Genomic DNA, 12,732 nt, shown 5'->3' with positions numbered 1-12,732 from the left:
ACCGAGCGAGACCGTGCCTGCCCGAACATCATCGCCCATCCCTTCCGCACTGGAGCAACTGGGCTCCCCGACTGGTCCCTTCACCTCAAGCGATGTCGCTGACCTGCGGCGTTTCCTGATCCTGGTCACCGATCCCCGCGATGCGCGAGGACTGCGGTATCCGGCCCTCGCGTTGCTGTGCGCAGCCGTCTCGGCGGTGCTGACCGGGGCTCGCTCGCTCATCGCGATCAGCGAGTGGATCACGGATGCCCCGCAGCATGTGCTGGGCGTCCTCGGTTTCGCTGCCGATCCACTTACCGGTCTGCGGCCGGTGCCGCACGCCGCAACCGTGCGCCGCCTGCTGCAGCGTGTGGACGGTGACGCGCTGGACGCGGCGATCAGCGCGTATCTGCAGGCCAGAAGGCCGCCTCCGGTCGAGCCGGAGGCGGAGGGAGGGCCGGTGCGACGGGTGATCGCGGTCGACGGCAAGGTGGTCCGCGGATCGCGAACCGCCACGGCCGCGGCGATCCAGCTGCTGGCGGCGATGGACCACCACGGCGTGGTCGTGGCCCAGCGGCAGGTCGCTTCGAAGAGCAACGAGATCCCCTCCTTCGCGCCGTTGCTGGACGGTCTCGAGCTGGAGAACACGGTGGTGACCGCCGACGCACTGCACACCCAGTACGACCACGGGGCTTATCTGACCAGCCGCGGCGCGCACTACGTGGCCGTCGTGAAGAAGAACCATCCGGGCCTGTATGCCCAGGTCAGGAAGCTGCCCTGGCGGGACATGCCGCTCGGGCACCGCACTCGCGACCATGCCCATCACCGCGACGAGATCCGCCGGCTCAAGGTCGCCGCGTTCAGCCACCTCGACTACCCCGGCGCCCGCCAGGCGATCCAAGTCGTCCGGAGGCGACGCGACTTGAGCACCGGGAAGCTGACCATCGAACGCGTCTACCTGATCACCAGCCTGAGCGTCTTCGACGCCACCTGTGCCGAGCTCGCCACCTGGATCAGAGGTCACTGGGGAATCGAGAACCTCCTGCACCACGTGCGGGACCGCACGTTCCGCGAGGACGCCTCCAAGGTCCGCACCGGCACCCTGCCCCGCGCCATGGCATCCCTGCGCAACCTCGCCATCAGCGTCTTCCGCCAGGACGGCCAGACCAACATCGCCGCCGCCCTCCGCCACACCGGCCGCGACTACCACCGGCCCCTACGAACCCTCGGCCTCACATGACGAACCCAGACAGATCTCGATCATGCAATGACCCTGCTCAACGCCCGGCCACACTCATGTAGGCAATAGTGCGCCTGGCCAGCACAACCAAACACCTGACGTCCAATCAGAACGAGCTTAAAATGAGCGTCACGAGCGCCATTTCAGCGTCAAGATATCGCCCGTAACGCCCACACCGAACATAATGCGCACGAGCAAAACCGCATTTCAGGAGCCCTTAGCTGCCGATTCAGAGATCGCGAGGCACTCCACATGATGGGTCTGCCGGGGACTGTCACGGAACCGCCTGGACACCCTCTACAGCCTGGTATCTCATAGCGGGACCGTACTCGTCAGGCGAGGTCAGCTGCATCAGATCTGATCGACCCAGCCTATTCACGGCAGCACGAAGGTCACGCTATGCCTCGCCCGTGTCACTGCGACGTAGAACTTCGCCTGCTCATTGAGGACGTTGAAGTCGCGGTTCTTGTAGTAGGTGATCATGGGCTTCGTCGGGAAGATGAGCACCCGGTCGTAGGTGCTGCCCTTCGAGGCACCCATGTTTATCGCCTCAAGATCGCCCGTCTTGGTACGCCGGTCCCACCGCAATACGACCGGCGAGTACTGCGCTACGTACCCCGGCACGTCCGACCCTCGGATGTCGAAGATGCCGTCATGCCCTGTCAGTTCCGCGTTCTTCGAGATGGTGCGGGGCAGCTTCGGGTAAAGGTCGTCTGCGAAGTCGCAGATTGCCTGGTTGCAGCGGAAACTCTCCACACGGCTGTCGATGACGCAGACGTCCGCGCGCTCGTTGAACCAGTCGACGATGGCGCTTCCCCGGTACCGCCTGTTCCTCGCGGCGGTATTGGTCGCGAACGTCGCCTGTCGGGGGTCACCCACCATCGTGAGACCGACAGGCGACTTCATCAGAGCGTCCAGTAGATCGAGGTCGTACCCTGCCATATCTTGGATTTCGTCGACGTAGATGTGGTCGTACATCCCCGTAAGGCGGTCCACGACCCTGCCACCACTTCGCTCGTTGGCCTCGTGCGCCAAGGCCGCGACCTCATTGCGATACACGGCGCCAGCGGTATCGAGGTAGTACTGCTTCGGCTTGTCCTTGCGGGTGAACCGGGCCCGCTGCCCCAGGAAGTTAAGGCCACACATCAGGCCGGTCTCGCCCAGGACGCAACTCTGGTAAGGGCGAGCGCACTGGTTCATCAGGAAGGTGAACCAGCCCATGACCGTGACGTGACTCGGCAGGATGCCGGTGCCTTCGCTCAGCCTGTTCACGATCTGGCTGAGGTTCTCATTGGTGTAGGTCGTCACAAGGACCCGCTTCGTCGGGTCACCGAGGACCCGGTCGATAATGTGCTGGGTCTTGCGCGAGCCGGCCGCCGCGATGATGGCCTGGTTGTTAAGAGACCGCATCGATGGCCTCCGTGATGTACGACGGCATCGTGATGGTCTGGTCGCTCTCGAAGATAGCCAGCGCGCAGTCAGTCTTGTGCTTGCTCATGTAGTCGAGCAGGGCGGTGTCAGTCCTGTGGCTCTGTCCGAGGACGGCGTTCAGATCAGTGAGTCCGTTCACCTTGAACAGCTGCGGCTCCAGGGTCTTGTACGTCGCGTCCTCGCCGACGTGGACACTGATGTTGGGTTGAGCGGTATACCGGCTGTACTGCTGCTGTACATCCCGGACGTCGTTCCCGTCGTTGTCCGTAACAACGGCGACGATGTTCTGCGGCAGCAGCATCGCGATATCAAGGAACCGCTTGAAGGAGAGCCCGCGGACGTTGATGACGTCGATGCCACTCTCAGCTGGAAGCTTGCCGCCATGCGTGTCCATGTGGGCTCGCTGGATGACCAGTTCATCCGACGGGCCCTCGACGAGGATCGACCGCTTCGCTAGTACTAGACGGAGGGTGTCGTATCCCGAAAGCTTCCGGAAGTAATCCTGCGTGCCGGCTGGAAGGCGATCAAGGCGGACGCCTGCGGAGGAGGACAGCAGGACGAGCTTCTCCAGTCCGAGCTTGTTCAGCACGAAGGAGCTGTGCGTGGTGATGAAGACCTGACGGTCCTTGCACTTATCGCTGATCTTGCGGATCAGCTTGCCCAGGTTCGGGAACGAGAGGTGGTTCTCCGGCTCTTCGACGAGCACAATATGCGCGTCATCGACCTTCTTATTGAGGGCTAACAGGATTTTGAGTGTGCTCTGCTCGCCCTTGCCGACGAACTGGTAGGGAAGATCGTCCAGGTGCGGCACAATGCCACTTTCCCAGCTCGACTTCTGCGAGACGTCGATGTTCAGAGTCAGCTCGCGGTCACTGACGTCGTTCGGGGCGCCTCGCAGGTCCCCATTGATCCTTGCGATCGAAGCATCTTCTGCGAAGGTCTCCCGAAGACTGCGGTACGCCCGCGCCAGTTTCACGCGCTCGTCTGCGTCCAGATAGTCATTCAAGATGTGTCGCATGTAGTAGTCGACACCGCTTTGCAGGTGGATGGTGGCAGCATCGATCAAGGAAGCGGTAGCCGGGATACTGCGGAACGTGACCCCGTTCCCGTCAAATGAAAGCCATTCAACCTTGTAGTACTCAGTGGGGATCAGTCGGACCTTGTCAGGCCGCTTGATGAACTCCTTGTACTCCGCCTCGTAGTCCGAGTTCAAAGCGACTCGGATACGGACGCCAGGTTCATCTACCTTCAGGAGGTTGTTAGTCCCCTTGAGGCCAGCCGTCTCGGAGGACGCTTCCAGGAAGAGGTCGATGATGATTTCAGGAGGCACAACCGGGCGCCCGACCTCCAACGCTGCGATCCACTCAGCAACGGCATCTTGGTGGAACAAATACGGCGACAGGTCCTGGTAAAGCGGGCGCCCGCGCAGCTTACCGGTCAGGCCGAGCTCGATAGCATCCAGAATCGTCGACTTACCCGCGTCGTTGTCCCCCACCAAAATGTTCATCTTGGGGTCGAAGTCGAGAGTAAAGTCCCGGAATATTCGGTAGTTGCGAATGACGATCTTGGAAAGCATGTACCCCCTGGTACGAAACTTCCTTCGCGCGAAGGCCAGTGCCGAATTAGGTCAGTGGCACCTAGCTCCCCACGAGGCCCCACTACACCCTCTCGAACAAGCAGCACGGGAGCATAGCAGGTGTCACGCTAGCTTCAGGAAGAAGGCGACTTAGTCGAACAAGCTCTCTATTTATGGGTCGCCCCTCCGGTTGGGATCTTCTCCGTCGCCATTTGACTGATGGGTGACCGCAGTAGCCGTAGCTGACAAAATTGACGCACCGGTAACAATAAGCGCCTGCAAATATCGGTAGAGGCGCTAAGATCACGGATTCCACGCCGACATCGAGTGACAGACCGCCGATGGGCACGCGCGCCTCGATGTACGTATCAACGGCGCCTACGGCATCGTCCTGGGCTACGAGATTGTGGAGTTCCTCAGCCGGGTCTCCCGCGTACTCCGGAATTTGGCCGACTCGGCTGACCACGCGGCGAAGATGGTGCGGAAAGCAGACGCGGCACGGCGAAGCTGAACCGGCACACCCAGGTAGGCCAGCAGATGTGCTTTCCGTGGCTAGCTAAGGGCTTGCAGATCATTAACACGTCGTCTTGATCTTGTTGCTGGGCTCGCCGGTTTGGGCGAGGACCCGAGCTCGGAGGGCCGCGAGGACGACGGGTGGTGCCGTCGCGGGTGGGATGACGATGCCGTGTGCCTCGAGCAGTCTCCTGTTCTTCAGGAGGGTGCGGTGCATCGCGGTGCGGCTGCTGCCGAATAGTACGGCGAGAGGTTCCGCGGCCAGGGCGACCCGCAGATGGAGCACGGTGGCCAGGACCTGTTCGGGGAAGGCGAGCCGGGGCGGACGGCCGCGCCGGGCATCGCCGTCGGGGGTCAAAGTCCTGGTGAGGGCGTCCAGTTGTTGCCGGGACATGCCGGTCAGGGCGGGATCGGACAGCAGGGCCTGCTCCCACTGCGGGGCCGGCGCATGCGGAGCCCGGGCCACCGGGACGGCAGGGCAGGGCTGCGGGTGCAGGGCATAGTTCCAGTCGCCATGGAATGCGTGCCGGGTCAGCGGCAGTGCCGCCATCTGGGCGTCACCGATGCGGACTCCGGTGGGATAGGTGTTGGTGTCGAGTGCGGCACTCACGCGCAGCCCGGTGCGGGTGGTGGTCGCAGCGATGGACTGGACGATGACTTCGTGGCTGGTCAGCGGGCGGCCCCGCCAGTTCATGGTGATGTGCGAGAACAGCCGGTGCTCGATCTTGTTCCACTTCGATGTGCCCGGCGGCAGATGACACACGGTGATGGTCAGTCCCGTTTCGGCAGCGAGCCGGGCCAGTTGCAGTTTCCAGGCTCGGGTGCGGTAGCCGTTGGAGCCGCCCGCGTCAGCGGTGATCAGCAGTCGTGCCGCCTGCGGGTAGGCAGCCCGGCCCTGGCCGTGCCACCAGCGGCGGATCGACTCGACCGCGAACGCGGCGGTGTCGTGATCGGTGCCGACGTTGACCCAGCCGGTGTCCGCCGCCAGATCGTAGATCCCGTAGGGGACGGCCTTGCCCAGCTGCGGGTCGGCGAAGTCATGCACGTTCACCGGCACCGGCTCACCCGACGGCCGCCACTGGCGGCCGTTGTTCTTGAACTCGCCGACGAGCTCTTTCTTCTTGGTATCCACGCTGATGACCGGCTGGCCGGCGTCCCGGTGCTCGCGGGCCTGCTCGTTGAGATAGCGGAACTGGGCATCCCGGTCCGGGTGCTGGCTGCCCTCGATTGTCTTGGCATTGGCCTGCAGGCTGAGCCCCTCCTCCCGCAGCAGGTTGGCGACGGTGTCGGCACTGACGCGGTGCCCGGCTCGGGTCAGCTCCCGCGCAAGCGTGCGGGTGGACTTCACCGTCCACCGCAGCGGCGACATCGGGTCACCCCGCACATCCGGCTCAACCAGCGCCAACAGTGCCGGCCGCAGCCCTGGATTCAGATCCGCGACCCGCTTGCGGCCCCCGCCGGGACGCCGCACCCGACCCAGAGGCTCCTCACCCGCCTCCAGCTCGAACACGCCCTTGCGGACCGTCGTCTCGCTGACCGCAGCGGCCTGTGCCACCGCCCGGACACCGCCGTGCCCCAGGCCCCGGGCCTCCGCAGCCATCAACAACCGCCGCTGCCGCTCGTCCAGCTGCGGGAGCAACACCGCGAACTTCACGGCGAGTTGGTCACGAGTCTCATCCGGGATGCGCATACCACACCAACGAGCCTCAGGGCGGGAAGCAACACCTTGATTCCCTGCAAGCCCTTAGGCCCCGGCCGAAGGTGTGGCAGGCGGCCGTCGGCTGCCCGGGGCAACGGCATCCCGACCAGCGCCCGACACAGCCGAGCGACATCGATCCGGCCGTGGTTCAGCCCTGAGTAGAGGGCACGTGTCCACGCCGGTCCACGAGCGTGCGGACCGGACCGTCCGTGCACAGCAACGCGTCGCACAGCTCGGACAGGGCATCGCCGCGCGAAAGCAGGCAGGAGTACAACTCGGTCCGGAACGCCATCACCGCCGCGAACGCGTCCCGTTGAACCCCGTGCTCAACCCGTTACGCGGTCTGGCCTTTACGCGCCGCGCCGACCTCTCCTCGCAGGATCAGGCCCCGGCCTCCCGGACACACCTTGAACAGGGGCAAAACCCTGAACAAATTCGAGCCACGCTCGACGGCGGATTAAAACGTCAAGCGCAGCTCCGAGCCGCGCTCCACACGGTGGTCCCTCGCGCCCCCGATGTCAGTGCTGCGGGATAGCGTCCTCATCACGCTGAGGTGAGGGGAGAACCATGGCGAGGAACGCCCGGGCCGAGCAGCTGCGGGAGCACGGCCGGTCCGTGCTGGAGGGGGCTCGGTCGGAGCAAGTCCTGCGCATGGCACGGCAGGTGAACGCCGTGTCGTACACGAGCGCACGGGAGTACGCCGGCCGCTCGCTCTTCGAGTTGCTGCAGAACGGCTACGACGCGCATCCGAGGAACCGCCGCGACGGACGGGTCCACCTCCTGCTGGACGAGGCGGAGGGCGAGTGGGGGACGTTGTACGTCGCCAACGGCGGCACGCCCTTCACCTGGCGGGACGTCGAGCGGGTCTGCGAGCTCGCACAGAGCTCGAAGGAAGTCGGCGAGGGCATCGGGAACAAGGGCGTCGGGTTCCGCAGCATCCTGCTGATCAGCGAGGCACCCGAGATCTACAGCGCAGACCCCGACAGCCCGCTCGGCCCGGAATTGGACGGGTACTGCTTCCGCTTCGCGCAGAAGGTCGACGTGGAGGAGTTCCTCGCCGGTGAGGACAACGCCCACGAGGTGGCCGCCAAGTATCCACCGCTCCAGGCGCCCCTGCCGCTGGACGATGTGCCCGCGACCTGTCGGCAGCTCGCCGCCCAGGGGTACGTAACCATCGTCCGGCTGCCCTTGCTGAGCGAGGCCGCCCGGGCCGAGGTCCGGCTGCGGATGCGCGAGCTCGCGGAGGCGAAGGTACCCGTGATGCTGTTCCTCGACCGGCTCGCTGGCCTGACGCTGGAACGACGGGCCGCCGGTGGCGAGGCAGGCGAGTTGGACGACCGCCACGAGGCGCACGAGCGGCACGAACTGACCCGCTCCGAGAAGCGCTTCGCGGTTGCGCAGGACGGCGCCGGGCACAGACTCCCCGTCTCCTGCGCGACCGTGGACCTGGGGCCGTCCGGCACCTTTCTCGTAGCCCGGGGCACCGTGGAGAAGGAACGGCTGAACAGCACCCTCGCCGAGGCCGTGGGTTCCGGGCTCCTCGACGACACGTGGCAGGAGTGGAAGCGGTCCGCCGTCGTCGAGGTCGCGCTCCCGCTGCCCGCCCCGCGCCGACCGCGACGCGGGCAGATCTACACCTTCCTGCCGATGGGCGAGGACCAGGCCGCGCCGTTCCCGGGACACGTGAACGCCCCGTTCTTCACCAAGTTCGACCGCACCGGGCTTCCCTCCGACAACCCCCTCAACGTGCTGCTGCTCGACGCGGTCGCCGAGACCTGTCTGGCGGCCGCCGCGGCGCTGCGCACCGTGCCCGAGCCGTCAATGCGGCAGCTGGCCGCGGACCTGATGAGCTGGGAGAGTGAGAAGGGCTCGGCGGGGCGGCTCCGCGCGGCGGCTCTGCGCGTGCACGGGAGCGAACTCGCCGACGTACCGCTCGTGCCCGTCCTCGCCGCGAACGGCGCCCCGCCGGAGACGAGCTGGGCCCCGCCCCGGGGCGCGGTCCTGTGGCCGAACCTCGACCTGACCGTTCTCACGGCACACCGCGCGCACGAGGCCGGGATCGTGGTGGCGGACCCCGAGATCGGCGGCGACCGGCTGAAACGGCTGGCCACTCTGTGCAAGGCCCTCGCGTGCCCGTGGGAGCCGGGCCCGGAGATCCTCGCCGCGTACGTGGAACGGATCGTCGGGGGCCTTCCCCTCCCCCGGCCCGGTGAGTCCCCCGAGCAGTGGAGCGCGCTCTACAAGGACCTGGCCGCCCTCTTCGAAGACGACGGGCACGTCCTGCACGGCAGGCAGTTGCTGCTCGCGGAGGACTGCACACTGCGGCACACCAACCGTCCCCTCGACAGGGCGGGTACGGGCACAAGCACGCGTGCACAGGGCAAGCCGAGCGGTCAGGGTGCCCGCCGCGAGGCGTTCTTCCAGCCGGTGCGTACGGAGGCGAACCAGACCGAGGCCCCGTCCGTCCCCGCCCTGCTCGGCAAGCGGTTGTTCTCCCTACACCCGGGGCTGGTCTGGAAGGACCGCGGCGAGCGTACGCGCGGGCGGGCCGCCCGCGCCTTCCTCGAGCAGGAGGGGCTCGTCCGGCCGTACGACACGAGGGGCCTGCTGGACCATGTACGGCAGGCGCTCAGCGCGAGCACCGATCTCCGACTGCGGCTCCAGACCCTGCGGTTCGTCTTCCGGCTGTGGCAGCCGCGGCGTTCGCTGGGCGGGACGGAGATCTCCACGCTCGGCCTGTACGTACCGTCGGCGGACGGCCGGCTGATCAGGGCGAGCGGCGCCGTCTTCGGCCGGGGCTGGGGCCGCACGTCCGTCGGTGAGGACCTGGCGGCGGTGGTCGCCGCCGGGCAGGACGTGTCGAAGAGCCTCAAGGCGATCGCCGGACGCCTCCTCGCCGCGCCCGAGGAGTTCGCCAAGCGGGGCGAGACTGAGGAGTGGCGGGCGTTCCTGCTGGAGGCTGGGGTGGCCGACGGGCTGGTCCCGGTCAGATCCCCCAACGCCTTGAGCCGGGTAGACCAAGGCCGGGAGCTCACCGCTCGGCAGCTGGTCCGCATGGCGAAGGTGTCTGCCGAGGTGCAGGAGCAGTGGGAGCCGTACGTCCGCAACTGGTCCGGTGCCTACTACCCCCGGACGCCGTACCGGGGAACCCCCGCCTGGCAGCTCCCCGGCCAGGACGTCGTCGGACGCCTCGACCAGGAGGCCCGGCTGGCGTACGCACGGCTCGTCCTGCACGGCCTGGCCAGCTGGAACGACACGAGGTTCACCAGCGTCTGGACCAGTGCCGGCAGCCAGAATTCCCCGGACACGGAACAGGTCCCGACCCCGCTCGGAGCCTTCGTCCGGGAGCAGCCGTGGCTCCCGGTGCGGGGCCGCGACCGGGCCGTCCGGTTCGTCCGGCCGGCCGACGCCTGGCACTGCCCGCCCGGGCTGGAGGAGGAGCCCTCGTACGCGCCGACCGTCGACCATCGGCTGCGCCACCTCCTGGAACGCGGGAAGGCGGGCGACCGCCTGCGGGAAATGCGGCTGCCGACCTGGGACGACCCCCAGGACAGCGACCGCCTCATCGCCGCGCTGGGACGGCTCGCGGCGGAGGGCGCGCTGGGGGCCGAGGACCGGCCCGCCGCGCAGCGCGCCAACGAACGTGCCTGGAGGCACCTCGTACGGCGGCCCCGTCCTGCACTGCCCGAGGGCGCCAGTCTGCTCGCTGAGTCCGAGGACCGGCTGATCAGCGTACCGTTGTCCGCCCTGGACGGCGGGCAGAGCCATGGCGATGGTGATGCCACGACCGTGCTCTACGTCAGCGGTGAACGCGACGGCCTGACGGCCCTGCTGGTACGGGAGATGGCGCGCCCCCTACTCACCCTTCCCGGTGTCTCGGCGGAGGCCGCCGAGCTGCTGGCGGCCGAACACCCCGCCACCGTCCGGCACACCGACGACCTGACGTTCACGGTGACCGTGGACGGCGCACGGGTGGACCACGCGGCCATGGGAGAGCCACTGGTCCAGCAGCTGCCCTGGCTCACGCTGGCCGTGGGCGTCCTCTGCGACCACCTGGCGCGCGGCCCCCGGGCGAGCGAGGCCGAGCTGAGCGAGCTGACGTCCCTGGTCCGGAGCGTACGTCTGCACCGTTACCGCTCCTGGGACATCGAGCTCGACGGCCGGCCCGTGACGTTGCCGGGCCGCCTCGGCGGAGTGCTGCCGCTGCCCGATCCGAAGCATCCGCTCGTCCTCTCCCCGGCAGGCGAGCCGGGCTGGCCCGAGACCACCCGCATCGTGGTGGCGCTCGCCGAGCTGCTGGGACGGCGGGAGTTCGGCGACCGGCTGCGCCTCGCCGCCCACCAGCTCGCCTCCCGCCACGCCGACCTGCGCGACCCGGGCCAGGAGGAACTCGCCGACGCCCTGGAAGTCACGGTCCACCAGGTCGAGGAGACGAGCCGCCGGATCGACGGGGCCATCGGCGTGGTCCTAGAGCGCTGCCGGCCCTTCCTCGTTCACCTGCTCGGCACGGAGGCGGCGAACTCGCTGTTCCTGCCGCCGCCGGGCGACACCCGGGAGTTCCAGGCTCACCTCGAGGAGTACGCCGCCGAGCTCCCGGTCCCCGTACCCGAGTTCATCGCCAGGGCCCGAGCGGCCCGCAGTACGGACGAACTGCGGCGCGACCTGGGCATCGGATTCGCCGAGCTGAACGACACCCTGCGCGCGATGAGCCCACCACTGGAACCGATCAGCCACGCCGCCGAGCACGAGGAAGCGCTCCGCACCTACCTGGACCTGCGCAAGAAGGAGCTCGTCAACCGGCTGCGCTGGGCGGTGCTGGAGGACTTCGACGCGCGCCGTCCGATGCCCGACTGGCCCTCGGTCCGGGCCCTGGACTGGATCACCGCGCCGGAGGCATGGGAGTACACCGTGGACACGGCCGACACGAGGAGCCTGGAGGCGCACGTGGAGGAGCAGCTGGCGCTGCGCCTGGGCCGCTCGGTGCCGTTGCCCCGGTCAGGCGAACGCCTGCCCGCCCCTGACCAGGTACGCGGCGCGAACCTCCGTACGATCACCGGCCTGGCCGCCGACCTCGCGGTCCTGGTCAGGGCTGCCGGACACCCATTGCCCACGGCCCTGACCGGAGTCGAGCCCGCCGAGGAGGTCACCGCGCGGCTGGAAGCCGCAGGCACGCTGGACTTCCGACCCCTGTCCCCCACCGACGTCGTCGGCTGGCTTGCGGCCCTCGGCCAGTGGCCCGACGGGATGGCGATGGCAACGGATCCCGAACGGCACGGGCTGTCCGAGGGCGACCTGGACCGGGTGCGCAACGCGGCGGAACACGAGCGCCGCGAACGGGAGCGCAAACGGCGGTCGATCTCCGTCGGCGGCCGCGACTTCGACGTGCACTCAGGCGACTTCACCGCCCTCACCCGCGAACTCGACCGGGTAATGCAGAGCGGCTCGGCGCCGGGCATCACCGCCGCCGGGCCGCTCCGCTTCACGGACCCCCGTCGCCAGACCGGGCGCACCCAGGCCAGCAGTCACACGCGCGGGCGGCGGTACGGGGGCGGCACGGAGAGCGGGCTGACCACGGCCCAGCGGGAGGCCATCGGCTACGTGGGCGAGTGGTACGCGTACCAGTGGCTGTGTGCGTGCTACCCGGACCGCATGGACGAGACCGGCTGGGTGTCGGGCAACCGCCGCAAAGCCTTCCCCGGCCCGTCCGGCGACGACGGCCTCGGCTTCGACTTCCGGGTCGGCTCCGGCAGCCGGCCCTACCTGTACGAGGTGAAGGCGACCGGAGGCGAAGGCGGCCGCTTCGAGCTGGGAGAAAGCGAGGTCCGCGCGGCCCGCCAGCACGCGGGCAACGACCGCTGGCGCCTTCTGGTGGTCACACACGCCCTCACCCCTCACAAGATGGCCATCCAGATGCTCCCCAACCCCTACGGAAAGCGCGGCCGGGGCCGCTACCGCGAGGAGGGCGGGGCACTGCGCTTCTCGTACCTGCTGTGACCCTGACGTTCAACTCCAGCGCGAGATGAGTCGGGGTTGAACGTCAAGTTCAACGAGCTCGTGCACGGTTGGCGATGAGACGTCGGGCCTGGATGGTTGATCATGGTCGGGTGGTGGGGAACTCGACGCGTGCGGTGATCATCAGCAATCGGCGGATCACGGGCCTAGGCATCACGAGCCGCTCCTCCATGTCTCTGAGCGCGGCGACGATCGGATGAGGAGAAGTAAGCCGCGCGGGAACCGGAACCACCGAGGCGTCACCCGCCGGCTTCCGGCTCCGCGAGTCGGGGTGTGATCCCG

At 67.7% G+C, this 12,732-nt stretch carries 5 protein-coding genes and 1 pseudogene; 2 read left to right on the top strand and 4 right to left on the bottom strand.

Annotation, left to right across the window (positions count from 1 at the left end):
* Nucleotides 1–13 precede the first annotated feature (13 nt).
* Nucleotides 14–1,219 (top strand): ISAs1 family transposase, encoded by a 1,206-nt coding sequence (locus OG883_RS40895; protein WP_266552340.1) that lies wholly within the window; start codon nt 14–16, stop codon nt 1,217–1,219.
* A 375-nt stretch (nt 1,220–1,594) separates the two neighbouring features.
* On the opposite strand, the gene OG883_RS40890 is transcribed toward OG883_RS40895, so the two are convergent.
* The 4 genes and pseudogenes from OG883_RS40890 to OG883_RS40875 form a co-directional block, all read right to left on the bottom strand.
* The gene (locus OG883_RS40890) at nt 1,595–2,629 is read right to left on the bottom strand and encodes a UvrD-helicase domain-containing protein (protein ID WP_266552338.1); all 1,035 of its coding nucleotides are present in this window, start codon (nt 2,627–2,629) and stop codon (nt 1,595–1,597) included.
* Nucleotides 2,616–4,226 (bottom strand): ATP-dependent endonuclease, encoded by a 1,611-nt coding sequence (locus tag OG883_RS40885; RefSeq protein WP_266552335.1) that lies wholly within the window; start codon nt 4,224–4,226, stop codon nt 2,616–2,618. The genes OG883_RS40890 and OG883_RS40885 overlap by 14 nt, the downstream gene beginning before the upstream one ends.
* A 574-nt stretch (nt 4,227–4,800) precedes the next feature.
* Nucleotides 4,801–6,429, bottom strand: a complete 1,629-nt coding sequence (locus tag OG883_RS40880) for an ISAzo13 family transposase (protein WP_266552333.1) — start codon at nt 6,427–6,429, stop codon at nt 4,801–4,803.
* Nucleotides 6,430–6,506: 77 nt separating this feature from the next.
* Nucleotides 6,507–6,730: pseudogene (locus tag OG883_RS40875) on the bottom strand (transposase); the annotation flags it as partial.
* Nucleotides 6,731–7,005: 275 nt separating this feature from the next.
* Here OG883_RS40875 and OG883_RS40870 point away from each other — a divergent pair.
* Complete coding sequence (locus OG883_RS40870) at nt 7,006–12,432, top strand: sacsin N-terminal ATP-binding-like domain-containing protein (protein ID WP_266552331.1); 5,427 nt, start codon at nt 7,006–7,008, stop codon at nt 12,430–12,432.
* Nucleotides 12,433–12,732: the final 300 nt, after the last annotated feature.

This window comes from Streptomyces sp. NBC_01142, assembly GCF_026341125.1.
Taxonomy (GTDB): domain Bacteria; phylum Actinomycetota; class Actinomycetes; order Streptomycetales; family Streptomycetaceae; genus Streptomyces.
Note: the sequence above shows the minus strand (reverse complement) of the source record. Positions and strands in the feature narration are given on the sequence as shown.